Genomic DNA, 18,691 nt, shown 5'->3' on the forward strand with positions numbered 1-18,691 from the left:
ACAGGTATTTTATGTGCAACTCTAATCCCTTAGAGGAATCTTCTAATAACTCAGATTTAGTGGATTTTGACAGTGAATTAGACATCACAACTGGTTTTAATTCTGACTTTAAAGAAGACTTTATTTGGAATGTTGATACAGATTCTAAAAAGGACTCTTAAAACCAGGAAGGCCACCTGTCATAAGGATCAAATATGGACCAAAGCCCTAAACAAGATAATTTTGACGAGCAAACACTTGATCAACTGCAAGACGGCCAATCATTAACTTTCAATGAGGGCCTGGAACAGTGGGATGATTTAAGTTTGGACGGCGTGGAATTTCAATCCATCCAGCCTACGCCACAACAAAACAATGTTGCACAAGATCAATCGCAACAATACCAGTCTGAACCATATCCCAATGATCCCCTATCTGAACCTCCATTAATGGAAGAACCGCCAGTCATGCAAGATGATGGGTATCAAAATAATCAGTATGATCAGTATGATCAGTATGAACAATATGATCAGCCTATGGGCGGTAACTCTGTACCTCCTGGGCACCCAGATTATGATTACGCTCCCCCTCTTGAAGATACTCGGTTGAACGATGATGAACCGATGTTTTTTGACGAAGGTGATTATGAGCGTAGTAGTTACCCGAATTACGAGAATGAACGGTCCATCATTCCTGAAAACACGTTTGATCTTTCCGCTGTCACTGTCAATGATTTAGCTGAACTTGATCCTGTTCTGATTGGTAAAGTATTTGATGCACTTGAGCAAAGAGAGCCAGCCAGTCAATTAGAATTCTTTGCAGACATCGGGCTTGATCTGCAGAATGATGATGATCTTAAGTTTATTGCGGCTCTGAATAAAATCCAGACTAAAAACGCACTGGACCAAGGATTAGGCAATATTGCTGAAAATAACAGTTCATTGCCAGTTGAAGACCGTGTTTATACAACTGCAGACTCTAAATTATACCTATCAGACAATGATCCTGATTTCCTCCTTTCCAAAGAAGAGAATCCATTTGAAGCCGTTCAAGTGGCTGAAAAAACCCTCTTTAACTTTGAGACAAAATCTTTTATCACTCAGCCCTACTATGGTTTAAGCCTGAAGGGTGCAACTAAAGAAAATGCCCTCAACTTCCTGAGTAATCGTCAATTCGCGATTGAAGGCCTGATTAACCAAAACCAAGTCGTGCGTGAAGCAAAACAGCAGATCTACAACGAAGTTACGGGTGCACCGAATACCTATTTTTCAGGTGAATTAACCGATAAAAACCAAATTAACGCATTGATGCGCCAAGTGCGTGACTTTTGCTTAATTCGTGGGATTGAAGCTGAAGAACTTGGCTTAGTGCCAAAATCTATCGTCATGGATCAATGGCGTGTGAATAGCGACCATACAGCTGCTCGACTTGAACAACTTGAGATTCACTATCTTGAATTCAATACGGACACGTTAACCAAGGAAGTAATTCAGTTATTAGAAACCCGTGAACATAGCGACCAGTTACAAGCTGCTCTACTTTTGAAAGAACATAAAGAAAATCAGAAGACTAAAGAGACAGTAAAGGAAGATGTTGAATCAGCTGATCCGAATGCACCAAAAGGTACACCAAAGAGCACATTAAACATTGCTGGTGGTCCACAAGACAAAGCAAGTTTGGCTGCAAGTAGCGTTGCCTCTAAAAGCTTTAAGGATATGCGAAATGAGGAAGGTAACGAACGTCCTCCTTTAGCGCGTGAAAATAGCCACGGCCATCCACGAACGGTCGCTGATGAACTCGCTGCGCTCAGTGCAAAAATGATTGCAGTCATGATTGAACTGGTTAAGAAAACAATCAAGTTGATCATTGCAGCGATTATGGCCATGTTCAACAAGAACAAAAGCCTTGATAACCTGAAAAACATTTGGGATAAACCAATCAATCCTGATGTTACCGTTAAAAGTAACCATCCAGACGCACAACAACCCGAACAGCTTGCCAATACAGCCGATAAATCAAAATTGACTGAACTTGGTAAGAATGCCGATATTTTAAAACCGATCTCTAAAGAGCAAATGTTGCCTCTTTTAAACGATCCATATACCACTCAACTGAATAAAGACCGTGACGGCGTTACCTTAGAAGAATTCGATCTAAATGTCGGTAAAGTCTATGCCATTGACGGTGAACAATACATCGTGATTGATGTAGTCGGTAAGGATTCTGTCGAAGGTGTTGAATCCTCTACCCCATTTATCAAACTAGTTAAAGAAGCAGATTTACCGCCTCAAGTGGAAGGTAGCGATGCACCTACCCCGATTACGCCGTTCTATTTAGAAGCGATTGAAGACAAAGTAACGTTTCTCTCAATTGAAGAACTGCATGAAGGCATTAAGTCTGAAAAGATCCATGAGTTTGAAGGTCGCTTTTTTGAACCCATTTGTTCTCAGTATTTAGAACAAGCACGTATGTTCCTTGGTGCCGAATATCCATTAGGGCAAGATCCAGAACAAATGACTGAAGAAGCCAAAGCTTCATACAAAGATCAGTTTATTCAACGTGCCTATCAATCAGGTCAAATGATTTCGGATCAAGTAAAGAAAGCCAAATCTAAACTTTCAAACCTTTTGGGTAAGTTTAAAGGCAATACTGCAGAACAGTCGGCAACTCAATCAGCACCGCAAAGCCAAGACCAAAACAATGACGGTAAACCAATGAACCCTTATGACAGTATTTATGTTGATCATGATTCTGACTTAGAAGCATTCTTTAAAGACCGTCACAACAATGTTTCTAATGCTGAAATTGAACAGTTTGTCGGTATGGTTTATGAAGATGAAACAACCCAAACCAATATGGTTGTTTTGGATATAGCTTCCGATAATCTGGATAAACGTGCGATCGTTGTGCCTCTTTCGGTGATTGAAGATCTCGAAAATATCACTGAAAAAGATGTGCTTTATCTTAAAGACATCGTGAATGAATCCTCTACCGTTCCACTGTATGAGCTGGAGTCTGTCGAGCCGATAGACGAGTTAAATACGCTTGGTAAATTTTCAAGCGAATACTTAGACAAGCTCAAAGCCGATACCATCAACAATACTGCAGAACAGACTAATACTTACGCCAGATCTGCCGAACGTGAACTTGAACTTTCAAAAATGATTTTGGAAGGCAAGCTCAGTGTTGTAGGTGCTATGGTGAAAACGGATTACGGTCAATTCGTGGTACTGACTTCAGATTCGGAAGGTCATAAATCAATTGCACCCGAATACAACGCCGTGGCCATTACCAACCTTGATCGTCAAATTACCACGGAAGATATTATTAATGCCGGTATTACAACGATACCGCGTAAAGATATTTTAGAGTGGAATACTGTCACGGCGCTCAATGAAGAATCTGCCAATCAGGTGACTTATTTAGATCCTGAAGTTTACCAAGCAGTAAGTAATGCAATTCATCAAAATCGCGAAAAAGAATTGATTCAAACCTTGAGTACGTTACAACCCTCTGCAGCACTCAATAGCATCGGTTCAAAAATCATTACGCAAGATGGCAATACATATATTGGTCTATGCGCCAAAGATGATGGCAAATCAGGCGAGTACTACGCCGTAAAAGCTCCAGATAATCAACTCTCCCCGATTGGTGCAAGCTATATCAATGATGTTGGTGTTGAAGTCATTAGCCGTAGCCAAATTGCTGAATTTCAGAATGCGGAAAATAATCAGCAACAACTAATCAGCCATGATGTGTTTGTTACATTGCTAAATGCAGTCAATAACAGCAATGAACAAGAAGTACTTCACCTCTTCTCTAACTTGGACCAGGTGAAACAACAAATTAAAGATTCGTTATTCAGCGAAAAGGAAAGTGAAAAAGTGATTGAACAAAATCAATTTATTGAACAACTGAAAAACAATAACCTTGTGAAAGCCGATCACATTAACGCGCTTAATCAAATTGCTGATCAGATTCAAAATACGCAACTGAAAAATGTTGTTAAAGGTATGGCCTCAACCGTTGTTGCGCCTGAAAACTCTCAAAACGAGATGTATGTTCAAAGCTTTCTACATCTCAACCAACGCCTAGACACGTTACAACAAGATTTAAAGCTTCAAGCAGCATCAAATCTTATGAATGCTGAATATAAGCAACTTTTTGAATGTATGGATGATCATCTAGTACTACCTACTGCGTATGGTGATGCCAAGTTTGTAAACCTTAATAGTGTTGAGCCTCGTATTGTTGAATTTAGAAACTCGGCTGAAACAGGTCAAATCTTTGACAGCTTCAACGCCGTGATTGCCGAAACAGGAAACGTGGAAATTGCGCTTCAGCACTTAAAGCAAGAGATCTTAACCGATCACTATATCGCTGCGATTCATGAGGATGTGAAGTTACACCGTCTAGAACAGCAAGACATGGAAAAAATCAAAGAAGTGAATCAGATCCTTGAAGCTGATTTTGATAAAACTGGCCTACGCTTAGAAGCGCTCCAAGATGGTTTGAATCTCAATACTAAAAACTACTTAGACCAAGTAAAGCTTGAGAAAAATACGACATCTCAATTTTTGAGTGACCTTGATAAGCATATAGATTTAGAAGTCGCACGTAGAAACGATCATGACAATGATCAAACATTGGGGCGTTAATCATGGATCTCTATAAAAACGTAACTGGCGACATCGATGCGATGATTACTTTTGATAAAATCTTAGGTGGTTTTGGTCAAAATACAGTGAATACCACGCGTGAGCGTGTTCAAATCAACTCTAAGCATGAAAAGGTAGAGCGTGAGATTGAAGGTGCCAGTCCGTACCTTAAAAGCGATTATGAGCTATTTGTCGAGCATCACAATATGTTGATGCAAGAGTATCGGGCAACTCAGCTACATTTACGCAATATCTTAGAAAAGAAAAATGAGGTTAAAAGCATTCAAAAGCTTGCGGATCTCTGCGAACGGCACCAGTGCTCCAACATCGCTCAATTATTCGTTGAAAAAAATGAAGATGAATATGTATTGCAATGCTTTCAAGACTTTCAGCAAGACTTAGAAAACAATAATGCTCTCCGAAAAGACTTTAATCACTTTTCAGACTCGTTTGAAGCCTACCGATACAATATGGAGATCTGTAATAAGCTTTCTGGTATCGATCAGCCGTTTACCCTTGAACGTCCGAATGACAGACAGTTGAATTTCGTTATCCATAGTCATGAAAACATCAATAAAACATTGTTGGACTATCAGGCGAAGATCATTGAGCAACAAACAACTGTAGACCAGCTCAAGCAAGATGCTTCCTATACTGCCCTATTTCCGATCGCAACCAATGATAAGAACATGTTCTCAATTGCAGCGACCGAAGTTTATGTAGAACAGTCACCAAAATATCAAGACTATCTTAAGGTCATTAAAAATGAGCTTAAGAACATAAACGAAACGGGTAAAAATACGTTTAGTCAGCATTACAAAGATACTATTACGCAAAGCAATCTTGAAAACGTTAAAACTAAAGAAAGCGCTTCAACTTATAGCAATGGGTTTTAATTAATTTTAAATAAAAACATTTAGGGTGTTTTAAGATAGAATCTAAATACCCTTTAATGGAGTTAAACATGATTCAAACTAAAATCACTGAACCGACAAGAACGCCGTTTAATCCTCATGGTTTTGCAGATGCAACGCCTTTACATGCGTTTTACTTGGAATTATTAGAAAAGGGATTAATCCATAAAGCTCTTGAAGAAGGTAATTTGGAATTTGAAAACCAAAACTTGTTCATGACGATCGATTGGGAATCAATAGACGTTCAAATGGATGCTTATACGTTTGATGTGAAATTAGATATTGTATGTGGCGTCATACTTGATGAACAAAAAGTCACGAATAGCATTCAAGTGTTTATTAATGAGCAAACTTTGTTTATAGCTTCAGCTAAAACCTTTAACCCTAAATCTGGTCTAACGCAAAGTCTTAACTTTGATATTCCTTTACGTGTTTTAAGTCAAATGGGCTATTACGCCCTACCTCTCAAAGAGGACTAAATCGTGGGAATGAGCATAGAAAGCCAAAACATAGCATTGTCTCAAGAGCCTACAACCTTTGTACCAGAAGCTTTTGTACACTCTATTAACTACTTTTGTCAGACCTTAGAGAACACTTTTCATTTTGATAAGCGTTCACTCAATTTCTTTGAACCAGGTACACCAAAAGAATACGGCTTGTATCTTACTGAACAGCATTGCCTTGTTTTTTTGAATGCTTGCAGTAGTGGCTATCTTGGCGAAACACGCAAAGTTACCAGCTTCACCGCTTTTGTGCTTTTAAATCAAAAAAATAATGAATCTGAAATGCTCGACATCACGTTAAACGATCCAAAACGTGTAGAGGAACATTTCAAAACTGCGTCTAAAGATCAGATCAATATTTACTTAAAGAACGTGCATGAATTAAGTAATTTTCTGAAAAATAAGTACTCGGATTCAGGTTTTTTAAAAGATATTGTGACTGAGGAAGGTTTTTCTAAAACCCTAAAGCCATCGGTTTTACAGGAATGCTTAAAAGAGGAAGTAGAGCTAATTAATACTTTAATGTGTTTGGTTAGTACTCAGTTTATATATATTACGACAGCTATTATTTTTAAGCGTCCTATTTTAAAAGAATTCATAAAACTATGTTTAACCAATGAGAAGTATATACTACAATATGGTGAAGAATGGTATTATGATTCTATATATAAGTTCGCTAAAAGGATATATGAGTTAAAACACCTTATAGCTACCTTATATTTAAGTAGTGAAGCTGTAGTAAAAGATGTTGTAGTGCTTTGCGAACTTGCTTCTAAAAAACATTAATCATAACTCTTTTAAAGGGCTAGATATGCGTAACAATCACAAGAAAGCTAAAAGGCTACAACAAGTTCGGGGCAAGACTTTAAGGACTAACCCTAATCTACAAAATGTTAAGCCAGCTTTTAAAACTAAAAGTGCTTTAAGCATTTTTGTTGCTACCGTTATTGGGTGTTCAAGTGCTATTGCAGTTCAACAAAGTTCCGTTGCTTCTGTTACCAGTAATACTCAAAACATGGGTAACTTAAACATCGCAACATCATCGACCATTGCAAGTAGCTCTGGTGGTGATACGCCTTTGTCGAATTCAAATAGCGGATATTATTCGTCTACCAGTTCTAATTCGTCATTCAACTCTACTGCTGCTGAAAACAACTTCATGGCGGTTAAAAAAGGTGAACAAGCAGCTGCTCAAAACATTCAAACCAATATTGAATCATGTGCAACTGATGGGATCGGTAAAGTCGTTAAAGACAACTTAGATCTACAAATGACGGTTTGGGGTCGTCCAATCGATATTAACAAAATGTTCAGTCCAGCTAGTCAAGGTGGCTGTTTTGCTGACATCGGTAAAATCATTGACCTTTCTGTGACTATTCCATCACTTGATACAATCATCAATGCAGCGCAACAAATGGTTGTCGATTACGCGACTAAAAAAGCGTGTGACGCAATGAAAACTGCAAGTACTGAACTTGTTGGCCCATTGAATGATGTTATAGGTGAAATCAACAAAGCGGGTCAATATACTGATGTATCGGGTGCGCTTGGTACTGCTGTGAATGGTCAACTTGGTAAACTTGATCCTGGTCTAGTTATGCCTAGCGGTGCTTTTGAGGGTGGAGATACTTATACAATCAATGGTAGTAGCTCGACTAGTCCAGTTTCTTATTCAACTGATCAAAAAGCCAGTACTAGCACACCGTCTAACGCAAAAACTTCAAGTTCAGAATCTACTTCTGTCACCCAATCAATTAAAGACTTTTTCTCTTAAGTTGGGGGTGGTATGAAAAATAGAAATAATCTGCGTAAAAGAAGAATTACTGTTAATCAGTTTTCACCTGTTAAAGCAATTGCGGTGGGTACTTTAACGGTTGGTCTATTATCCGTACCACTTTTTACCAATGCTTTTAGTCTTGGCACTATCCTTTCTGAGCTTGCAATACAAGCTCAGCAATTGATGGTACGTTCTGCTGTGCGTGTATCTACTCAACAAACAGCGGTCAGTGCAAATCAAATTGTTGATAACCAAACGCGTGATTCAGAAATGATCGTTGCTGGTATTCAAAGTGTCGATAAAAATATTGAGATCAAAAAAGCGATTTTAAATTCTGATACGAATGCTGCCCTCCCTGATTCAGCTTTTTGTACGGCTCTTGAAGAACGTGAACAAACCGATCTCAATAGAAACTTAAAAGACTTTAACGTTTCTAAATACATGCAAGATGTTTCAGGGAAACTTTTCTCAAATTCAACAGATGAAGCAACCTCACCATATGCGTTTCACTTGGCGACCTCGTGTGGCGTAGAAGAAGCAAAAATGGGTGTCTGTAATTTGATTCCAAATGGTCTGCAGTATGGCGACATTGATACTGCTTTTGTTTTTTCTCGTTCTCGACTTTCTGAACAGCAAGCGACTGTTGCATTGAACTACTCGTCAATTGCATCTAACAACGTTGTTCCAGTCGGATTGATGGAATGCTCTTCATCAACTTGCGTTGATTTTCAAAATAAATACATGGCTGGAAGTACTCTTTCATCACTGGCTAACTATTCGGTGGCTAATAATGTGATGCAACGCACTACACCAAACTCCAATGCTTCAGCCAAATTCTTTGAGTAATGACTATGAGAAAGCGTAAAAATACTTTAAGACAGCCTAAAGGAAAATCAAAGTTTGTACCTGTCATTTTAGGTGCAACTTTGGTGATTAGTAGTCCTGTTTTTGCTGAATGGGCTACGGTTGGTTTGGGTACGATTATGAGCGAGATGTCTTCTCAGATTCCTAAGCATGCAAGCAACCAAGCAAATGATATTCAACAAGTATCTCAAAGTACCCGTAGAAAGTTAGATGATTCGACTGAAAACATCGTTGCAGCGCTTAAAGTTGCGGTGAAGCAAAAGGCGCAAGCTGCTAACCAAATTACCGATGCGACAACTAAAAACACCCAAACTATTGCCTCTGGTATTCAAGCGCTTTTACAGTCAGATACCATGAAAAAAGCACAATTTGCTTATGGCGCCAATACTGGTCAAGGCTTTAAGTCTTGTGAGGTTTTGGCTGAAAATACAAATATGTCGAGTGCATCTGGTCAAGTGATTGATCAAGCAGCTGATATGGCGACTCAAACTTCTCAAGTCGGCGGTAAATTAGTTGGCTCTCAACAGGAAGTGATTAATCAACGCCTAAACGTGCATAAAGCTGAATTCTGTACGGTTGCTGAAGCACAAGCTGGTCAATGTACGTTGTCTAAATTACCGGGTGGCGATACCAATGCTTCCCTACTGTTTAAGTCTGTTGCACCTGGCTCAAAAGAAGCTCTTGCAAGACATTACGTGCGTGAAAACATTTTAGGTACACCAGATAAATCATTGTCTAATGCAACGGCACGTACTCCAGCTGGTCGAGATTATTTGCAAGCAACCAACCAAAAAACAGCTTTACTTGCTATGCCAGCGTATAGCTTGGCGGTTATTGACGCGCAAAATACAAAATCATTCAAAGATATTGACGGCAAAATGGTGTCTGCCAACGATTTGATCGACCAAACAATCGCACGTTACTACGGTGGTCCTGAAGCTAAAAAATGGCAAATGGCGATGGCGATGCAAGATCCACGCGGTCTACTTAAAGAAGCCAATATCATTAACGGCGTTTCTGTTTATTTAGATCTTCAAACTTACAAGCAAAGTTTGCGTGAAGAAGGTTTATTGTCTGCATTACTTTTAGCGAAATCTCAGCCGATAAAAGATGATGTGAAAACGAAATACGGCCAGTCAGTGAAAGTTAAGCTTTCACAAACTATGCCTCAATTTTAAGGAGACTAAATAATGCGTACTCCGAAAAGAACATCACGTAAAGTTATGAAAGCGCCACAAGCGCACGGCTCTCGTTCAAAAATTAGTGCACTCGGTTTAACCCTCGCCATTACTAGCGGTTCTGCATCTGCTTATTACTGTGCTTCCGTGGGCAACCCGATGGCAGTAAATACCTTGAATATGCTTATTCAACAGGCTGATGCGGTGGAAAGCGCTGCGTTACGTGCGTTGGACACAAACTTATCTTTGGGCATTAAAAAGCAACAAGATGATGTGACGGCAGCGATTAAGATCCTGACGAAACAAGAGGCTGTATCTGCTCAAGGTATTTCAGATAACGCACATAAAAACGCACAAAGTCTTGTAACGGCGTACCAAGCTGTTAAACAAAGTGAGCAAATGAAAAAAGCTCAATTTGAGTTTGGTGCACATGGCCAAGCATTTAAAGCGTGTGAAGTTTTAGGCGATCGTGAACAAGCTCAACAAGACAATAAATCTGCTGATAGTTCAATTTTAAATAAAGTTGGCTCTGAAGTGGTTGCTGCGCCTGGTGTCTACATGAACCCTCACAAAGCACAAGAAGCTATGTTACAAGCTCATAATGAGTTTTGTACCACTTCTCAGGCTGCGTCTGGACTATGTGGTGCTGCTGGTGAAAATGCTGGTCTAAGTTTACAAGCTTCAACTTTATTCACGACTGCAGCGCCAGACACGGCGATGGCTCGTGCTCAAAATGCATTGATCAACAACATGGTTGGTCTACCTGATGCTCCAATTGACGGTAGAATTGCGAAAACATCTGCTGGTCAAGATTATGTGATGGCTAAACTGGCGAAAGATGCTTTAACTTCTCCAGCAATTACCTCTTTGAAAGCAATTCAAGCGCAATACTCCCCTGTTGCTGGTGGTGGTACCAATAGTCATGATTCAAGTACCAAACTTGCACCGATGCAACACTTGGAAAAAAGTGTCTCTCGTTATTTAGGTTCAGGGCAAGATTACAAAGACTTTGCTAAATCACAAGCGATTAAAGATGAACGTGGTTTGATGGTCGATGGTTTAATTCAAAGTACTGAACGCTTGAACTTGCAATATCAACAATACAAGTCAAATGAACGTAAAGAAGCGGTATTGGCTGCGCTAGTTTCTGCTGAAAGCAAATTAACTGACGGCTCAATTGAAGTGACTGATCGTTCTAAGTCTACGGGTAACATTCGTAGGATTGCACTTTCACAAGCAATGGCAAGTAAATAGCCTGATTTTTTCATTATCAGGCTGATAATGAAAAAAACTTAAAAAAAAGGGATGGTTTTAAGCCATCCCTTTCTTTGTTTAAAACCCTTTTAGATAGTTTCTTTATATAAATTCTCTTATAATCTTTAGTATATACCGTTCAAAAGTAACCGATGGTGCTTTGATATTTTAATTAAAAGATGCTTATACATATTGCCATGGAGTTTATATGTCAACTAAAAAGAAATGGTTGGATCTGAGTAGCTTTGGCGCTCAACTTGTAGTAACCCCTAAAACTGATTTAAGAAACCAAGCAGCCATTATTAAGATTAAAGATGTTGAGCTTTTAGAGAAAAAGTTGAACACATCCTTAAACAGCTTCTTAACAGGTTTAAAACAGACTGGAAAGTTTGTTTATATCACCAATGAGCAAAATAACGACCTTAGTTTTATGTATAAGAGTTCGCAAGATAGTCTCTCTCTTGCTGACATAAAATCTGTTTTTCCTTACGACTCTAAAAATGACCTCATTGAAATGGATATGTCAGATATATATCTGCAAAACCCAATGAGTAGTGCTGAAAAAAACCAGTGGCAATCCCTATTTGAACTCAATAATCAAAAGTCCGTTGTGCTTTACCAAGCAAAACAGCAAAAACCGTTTGCCCCAAATACAACCATTATGGGTGCGGTTAAACAATTCAATAAAGCAGATTTAGGCTGGAATAAGCTACCGACATTACTGCAGTCCGTAGATCCATTGCCGTTGGCTGATTTAGACCATTACGGGTACCAAGCAGATAAAACACTGACTCGTTATTATGTTGATAAAGAAGCAGCGCTAAATGCTGGACTCATAGAAGATACGATAGAGCCTATTGAACTAAGCAAACAGCTAGTGATTTCGGTTAATTCAGGCGGTGAAGTACTTGCCCTAAAAGATATTACGCAAATTCCTGAGCTGACCAATTATAAAATATCTTCACATCCAGCATGGCCAGCGTATAACAGCTTACCGAAGCAATTTATTGATATTCGAGAGCTGAATAAGGGGCTGAATACGAGCATTGATCCAATTGTGAATGCGCTTAGATCGGATGATCATGCCGTTAATCACCAAGGATTGATCAAGCTTCAAACCTTAGTCACGAAAATCAATGACTGTTTGTATTCATACGAAGAAAACAGCATCCCGTCAGCATTGGCACCATTTGGTATAGAAACAACTGCGTTACAGCTGGTGGACAATGATTGGAAAGTTTGGGAATACAACAACCAAACTTTAGATGTAGAAGAATTCGACCTTGCCGATAAGATTAAGGACCTGATCCAAAGCGTTCAAAATAATATTAATAATTTAAGAACATTTGATCCCTACTCAATTGGTGATAGCAGTTTTGATCGTGAATTAATTTATGAAAGTTTGGATGACATCGGTACAAGTTTAGAAAGCTTGGATCTCAATCAAATTAAGCAAACCATACCGCCTGAACCTAAGGTTCCAGTAAAACGTTTGTTCAATCGAATTGATCACTTTTTTAGACACACCAAGTTTAAGCCGAACATTCCAGAACCAGTCATTAAGGACTCTTTGACTAAACTCGCTTTAATGCGAAAAATTAAGCAAGAATACCTACAAAAAATTGCAAAGCTCAAAGAAGAACGTCAAGCGATTGTTGAAGCGAAAGCAACACATACCATCAGTGAGCGTATTGAAAAAGCGGTTGCGATTCAAGTCGCTGTTGCTACTGAAAATGCGTATGTTTTGGATCAGCAAGCCTATGACGATCAAGCTTATGAAATGGAATTGGCATTAAGTCAGTTAAACATTGCTTCTACGCGTCTGAACAATCTTTATGATAGTTTTTTTGATTCAGTGATAGACCGTGAAGAATACGGCACGGATCTGGATAACTTCCTACAAAGCGTTGTCACCGATGATGAATTGCAAGATGAAATGCAACGTCTATTGGATGAGGCGAACGAGTTTGAAGCTACTCACACCTCAAATGACATTGACATTTATCATTTCAACGTTGATCTAGGTGAAGAACCTAACGGGCTTTGGAATGAAGCTGTTAACCAGTTTGATGTGGTTCATTATTATGATGAACAAGATCAAGAGTTATCTGCAGTCGAAAAGTTTGAATATTCTATTTTGGGATATTCACCATCTCAAGAATCTGCAATGCCAGATTTTAACGATATGGTGTTCTCGAATGCTGTATCAGTGCTGGATAACAGTATTGAGGACATGATTGCGACCAGTGCTGAAAATGTAGGTAAAAACTACTTTTCATTTCATCAGCAAATGCCTCGTATTCTTCAACAACTGCATAGTATTAATAGCCAATTTACGGCGCTTGGTGATGGTGATGCCCATAGCATTGCATCACAATATTTATCAGATGAAAGCTTAGAGCGATTCTATAACCTGTTAGAACAGGACGGTAACTACAAGGGTTTTAATAAGCGCATCGATGTGGCTCATGTGCTTTCTGAGCTGAGTAGCAATATTGGCAACAATCCTGACTCCCCTATCCTTAACCGATTACCTGATATTAGGTCGCAACTCAATCATGCGATAAATGAGGAATTACGTGTACGCACGAATCCTGGTAATGCACTGGCCAACGCGATTGTTTTTGCTGCGACCAATGAAGTTTTGTCTTTAAAAGAAACACTCGAAAAAGATGAAATCTATGTGGTAGACAGCTTTCAAAACTATCTGCCTAAGGTGATACATAAAGACCACTTCAACTCAAATACACAAGAACAGCTTTTTGCCTTAAATAAAAAGGTCGCGGTAAGTATGGCGTATAAGCGCTATCTACAAGACTTTTATCAAAATGCCGTGGGTGAAGAGTCTAAATCTGAGGCGGTTATTGCCATTATTAATAATGAGCACAAGCATATTTTGACGGCACTAGGTTATCTAACACCGACCTACAATGAAGTCACGGCACCAAAAAACTCGAAAATTGAAAATGTCGTCACGTTGACTGAAGAAGCGGTAAAAACCTACCTAGCTGAAGGTAACGCTTTGATGGTTGAGCCTGAAGTTAGCGCACGTTCTTTGGCGGTGTATAGCAGTACGATAGCATCTGATCAGAACTTCATTCGCTTACTACCGATGGATCTAGGTCAAAAGGTTAGTTCATTACAAAAGCAAAAAACCATTATGATTAATGGTGCTTCTTCGTTTGAACATATCCTGAGCTCTAATCCGATCAGCGAAAACAAGCTGACCTATGATGACCTTAAGAATGTAATTCTTAATCGTATTTTGACCAAGGAAGCGGTACCGAAATATGAAAAAGGCTTAAAGCTTGATATTGAAGTTAAGAATGTCTATGAGCATGCATCAAGTTTCTTGCCACTTGAAAAGACCGATGTTAACAGTGAAAATGACTTTGGCAATCTCTTTAAACATGGGCTTGTGCTTGAAGCATTACAATCGACTCCAGACTCACTCAAGAATGGATTTAACCTCAACCGTGATTTAATCAATTCTGCCCTACTGCAGTCATTTGAAAATCGTTCTATTGAAGAATGGACGGCACTAAAAAATAAATCTCTCGAGACAAAAACGGGATCTCTTTTAAGCATTATCACCAATCCTGAACGCATTAAAGAGTTTGAGTTTCCTGAGATAAATATTTATCTCACGGTTTCACCAGCTGATGAACAAAAGCACGGTGCGATTAACTTATATTTCAGCGGTGAACAGATTCCGTCTACCGATCGCTTAATCGTTAAATCAAGTCTGAATGACTTAGCTGCAGACGATAAGGCGCTGTTTAAAGCTTTGACGCTTAGCAATGATTCAGTTTTAAGTACGCAAGAGCAAATGCAGTACTTGATCGACTCATTAGAAAAACGCTATCAGATCTTCCAGTCGATCGAAAACCTACACCTTAAAGAAAAGGTATTGTTTAACCCTGAGTTGGACGATTACAAGGCATTAACTTTACGTGATGCCGATAATCAATACATCGATCCAACGGCGAAACAAGATCTAATCGATTTTGTGAAAAGCAATGATGTGATGACCAATGTTGATTTGATGAACGTCTTTACCGACTACATCAATCAAAAAGAAATGGATCAAGCGTTTGAAAACGGCTCCAAAATTATTGTGGCCAATGACGGTGCTGATTTAGTGATTTCTGTCATTGATAAAGACACACCAGTTTTACAGCATGATCAATTACGGGTTTTTGATAATGTTGAGCAGTTTGCTAAATTCAACGAGCGTGGTGGATTGTTTAAAGACTTCCAGTTAAACGGGATAAAAGCGCATCTTGTGGACCAAGTATTAAATGATCTTGGGTTACGTGAAAACATACTGCAGACAATCAAGGTGCCATTATCACCAAGTTTTGAAAATATTGATGTTAAAGGCCTTAATGAGATTGTGGCTGTTAATATTTCAACATTGGTCAATAAAATTGATTTTGCCTTTGGTGAAAAGCTACTTGAATCTAAAGACCGGTTCGATCTCGCGATTAAAGTTGCCGATGATCAAGCTCCGTTAAAACTGGCCATTGTGAATAATGCCGAACATCAGCAATTTGTTGATCAAGGCTATAAAATTCTTCCTACGCCAAAGCACCCGAACTCTAAGAACTTCTTAATTACTGATTTTGCAAAATCATTCAAAAAAGCAGAATTATTTAAGTCTCGCGATCAAGTATATAAACCTGAACATATGGTTCAAAGCGCACCTGTTGTAGAAGTTGCCCAAGAACCATTGGTTGAAGAACCGACCGTAACTGAGCCTGAAGTTCAAAAGCCTACTGAACCAGAAGTACAGGAAACAACGGTAGAAGTTGTAGAGCCGACTGAGCCAGTTGCTCCAGAACAAACATCACTGTTTGAGTCTGAGGGTAAGCCTGAAGCTGAAGCACCAAAAGAGCCAAAAACAACCAAACCGAAAGCCACTGAGCCACGTTCTGAAGTTGGACTTATTGAAGATACGGGTATGAAAATGCCTGGTGCGAAAAAGGATCTGTATGGTCCACGTTTATCGCTCAGTCAGATTCAAGATATGTCGCTTTTGCAAGTCAAAAACCTAATTACGCGTGACAAAATTTGGAAAAAGGAATCGGTTTTACAAGCAAAAGAAGCTGGTCGAGATATTTACATTCACTTGCTGACTGACGCTGTACGTAAGATGACGAATGATCAGCCACGTTATCCGCTTGAAAATGCCACTGAAGAACAGTTTAAAAAAGTAGGTGCTGGATACTATGACGCTGTTTTAAGTATGCGTGATGCATTAATGGAAGCAAAAACAGTTCGTGAATTTATTCCTAATGCATGTGATTTATACGTTCGTTTGAATGAAGACAAAGATCTGTTCACGGCGTTTAAATCATTAGATCGGTCATTATTTTCATTGGTAGAAAGCTATGCTGAATATGCTGCCACTGACATGATTATTAGTTCTGAATTGGCGAAAACCGATAGTAGTGAAGCACGTAAAACGCTCACTGAAGCACTTCATCATTTAAGGAAAGAGTTACCGCCAGTTAAAGGCACCTACTCTATCTATAAAAAAATACGTAGTGCGATTGATGCCAAACCGTTCCAAGACAAAGTAAAAGCGACTGTTACTTTTAGAAGTGGCAACATTATAGATTCGAGTACGCTATTTAGCAGATCTGATGCTGGTCTATCTGAACAGGTCATGGATCTGTTAACTGCTAAAAAAACCAAAGACGCAACTGCAGAGAATGATGATACTCAAGAAGTCTCGTTATCTGAAAAGAATGTATCGCACATTGTAGATGACACGGCGAGTACCTTAGATGCCCTATTCAAAGAGTATGCTAAGCCTCGTACTATGCGTAAGGCATTCAAGCTCAGTGATGTGGTTGTGACGGAAAACATTGCTTCACGTAATGGCCAAGATGTTACAGCACATACCTTGCAAGCGACCTTTGGATTTAAAGCCGTAGAGTTTGGCGAGTACTTGAACCAGAGCGATCGTCAAATCGCGTTAAATAACGCATATGACGGTTGTTTCGCTCTTGCTAAGGCACTTGATATAGATCCGAAATTTGTTGGCTTTAACGGTATGTTGGGTGTTGCTTTTGGTTCGCGTGGACGTTCCGCTGCGATGGCACATTATGAGCCATCTAACCGTGTGATTAACTTAACCAAGAATTCAGGTTTTGGCTCGTTTGGTCATGAATTTTTCCATGCCTATGACCATCTCATTTTTAGTGCGATGACACGCAATCAACCAAAAATGATGATGGAAAACGTACAGCCTTATCTAACTCGTTTTGCAGAATTGAATAACATTAAGTCTGAGAAGTATGCCAACATTAACCAAGATTTGTTGCAAGCTGCAGCCAAAGTAAATCAAGCGATGTATTACTTGCCAATGAAAAAGGATGACTCGATAGAAGTACTTCGCACGAATCTTGAGAATCAAGTCAAGTTTTATGAAACCAGCATCAAAACGATTTTGGATAAAACATTGGTAGATCAACCTGACATTGTTGATTTGTTTACGCCAGATAGAGACAGCATAAAAGAGAAAATTAATACGTTTATTGCGGAACGTGGCAAGTTGCATACTGAACTATCTTCATTGATTAACTTCGCTAATCGTCATGAAGATCCTGAACTTTTCCAAAAGGACGCCATACAACATAGACGTTATATGCACGTTGCCCAAGGCTTGCATAAGTTCTTGTCTGAAAATGAGTATCCAATCCCACGGACTGAGCTCAACAAATATATCTCGCAATCTCGTTCTGAAATTGATCATGATCGTGTCTTTGCAGCGCAAGTACTTGGTGCAGCGAACAGTACAGTCTTTAGATCAGTTGTATTCCGTGATTATCGACAAATGTTGCGTAGTCAGTTTGCGATATGTGCACTCGACTTCATCAAAGAAAACAGCCCTAAACCATTGTCAGATGAACACTTAAAGTTAATTTCTTTAAGCTTACAGACGAACGATCGCTTAACATCAACTAATCAATCTCAGCTAAAAACTGATTTCTACAAAAATGCGATGGTATTAGAGGGCTTAACAAGTGCTAAGAAGCCGTATTGGACGACCGCACATGAAATGTTTGCCCGTAGTGGTGAGCAGTACTTACAAGTGACCTTAGCAGAAATGAACTTGCGTAATGATTGGCTTGTTTACCCATGTCCTGAAGGTGGTTCATCTTCTGTAACTCAACCGCATGGTATAGAAAAAGATGCAATCATGAAGGAGATTCGCGAATTTACGGTGAAAGGCCTGGACTATATTCAGGAAAATATTGCTGAACTGCGTTTTGCTGATCATCAGCAGTATGTCAGAAATGCAATGCACTTCTTCCAACCGGGTACAGATCAACATGAGAACCTAGTTAAATGGAATGAAGTCATTAATGAGATGTCACAAGCTGAATACGATGAATATTGGACTAAGCTCATGACCAACATTGAAGTACAAGCAGATCCAGAATTAAGCAAACAAAAGAATAGCGATCCTGAATTGGCACTATAAGCAATTTTGAGATCTTGGATGCTATCCCCTGTGGGTGGCATCTTTTTTTTATTTAAATCTTATAAATGG

General features: G+C 39.1%; 9 protein-coding genes. All 9 read left to right on the forward strand.

The genetic code is table 11. From position 1 onward, the window contains the following. Positions 1–194: 194 nt before the first annotated feature. Positions 195–4,637, forward strand: a complete 4,443-nt coding sequence (locus tag CDG62_RS01135; RefSeq protein ID WP_087527699.1) for a hypothetical protein — start codon at positions 195–197, stop codon at positions 4,635–4,637. 2 nt (positions 4,638–4,639) lie between these two features. Then, on the forward strand, positions 4,640–5,533 hold the full coding sequence (locus CDG62_RS01140) for a hypothetical protein (RefSeq protein ID WP_005028694.1): 894 nt from the start codon (positions 4,640–4,642) through the stop codon (positions 5,531–5,533). A gap of 68 nt (positions 5,534–5,601) precedes the next feature. Further along, entirely contained in the window at positions 5,602–6,030 is a 429-nt protein-coding gene (locus CDG62_RS01145; RefSeq protein WP_005028693.1) for a hypothetical protein, read from the forward strand. A gap of 9 nt (positions 6,031–6,039) precedes the next feature. Beyond that, positions 6,040–6,840, forward strand: coding sequence for a hypothetical protein (locus CDG62_RS01150; RefSeq protein ID WP_024160804.1), 801 nt, complete (start codon positions 6,040–6,042; stop codon positions 6,838–6,840). Between the two features lie 25 nt (positions 6,841–6,865). Then, on the forward strand, positions 6,866–7,828 hold the full coding sequence (locus tag CDG62_RS01155; RefSeq protein ID WP_005028689.1) for a hypothetical protein: 963 nt from the start codon (positions 6,866–6,868) through the stop codon (positions 7,826–7,828). 12 nt (positions 7,829–7,840) lie between these two features. Further along, complete coding sequence (locus CDG62_RS01160) at positions 7,841–8,677, forward strand: hypothetical protein (RefSeq protein ID WP_087527700.1); 837 nt, start codon at positions 7,841–7,843, stop codon at positions 8,675–8,677. Positions 8,678–8,682: 5 nt separating this feature from the next. Then, complete coding sequence (locus CDG62_RS01165; RefSeq protein WP_005028684.1) at positions 8,683–9,873, forward strand: hypothetical protein; 1,191 nt, start codon at positions 8,683–8,685, stop codon at positions 9,871–9,873. 12 nt (positions 9,874–9,885) lie between these two features. Next, on the forward strand, positions 9,886–11,127 hold the full coding sequence (locus tag CDG62_RS01170) for a hypothetical protein (protein WP_087527701.1): 1,242 nt from the start codon (positions 9,886–9,888) through the stop codon (positions 11,125–11,127). Positions 11,128–11,335: 208 nt separating this feature from the next. Further along, positions 11,336–18,622 (forward strand): LPD1 domain-containing protein, encoded by a 7,287-nt coding sequence (locus CDG62_RS01175; RefSeq protein ID WP_087527702.1) that lies wholly within the window; start codon positions 11,336–11,338, stop codon positions 18,620–18,622. Positions 18,623–18,691: the final 69 nt, after the last annotated feature.

The sequence above is a fragment of the Acinetobacter sp. WCHA55 genome (assembly GCF_002165305.2).
In the GTDB taxonomy this organism is placed as follows: Bacteria; Pseudomonadota; Gammaproteobacteria; order Pseudomonadales; family Moraxellaceae; genus Acinetobacter.

Excerpts from the sequence above, each read along its gene's own strand:
- CDG62_RS01165 (WP_005028684.1), top strand. The coding sequence starts at position 8,683 with ATGAGAAAGCGTAAAAATACTTTAAGACAGCCTAAAGGAAAATCAAAG.
- CDG62_RS01160 (WP_087527700.1), top strand. The coding sequence starts at position 7,841 with ATGAAAAATAGAAATAATCTGCGTAAAAGAAGAATTACTGTTAATCAG.
- CDG62_RS01155 (WP_005028689.1), top strand. The coding sequence starts at position 6,866 with ATGCGTAACAATCACAAGAAAGCTAAAAGGCTACAACAAGTTCGGGGC.
- CDG62_RS01175 (WP_087527702.1), top strand. The coding sequence starts at position 11,336 with ATGTCAACTAAAAAGAAATGGTTGGATCTGAGTAGCTTTGGCGCTCAA.
- CDG62_RS01150 (WP_024160804.1), top strand. The coding sequence starts at position 6,040 with ATGAGCATAGAAAGCCAAAACATAGCATTGTCTCAAGAGCCTACAACC.
- CDG62_RS01140 (WP_005028694.1), top strand. The coding sequence starts at position 4,640 with ATGGATCTCTATAAAAACGTAACTGGCGACATCGATGCGATGATTACT.
- CDG62_RS01135 (WP_087527699.1), top strand. The coding sequence starts at position 195 with ATGGACCAAAGCCCTAAACAAGATAATTTTGACGAGCAAACACTTGAT.
- CDG62_RS01145 (WP_005028693.1), top strand. The coding sequence starts at position 5,602 with ATGATTCAAACTAAAATCACTGAACCGACAAGAACGCCGTTTAATCCT.
- CDG62_RS01170 (WP_087527701.1), top strand. The coding sequence starts at position 9,886 with ATGCGTACTCCGAAAAGAACATCACGTAAAGTTATGAAAGCGCCACAA.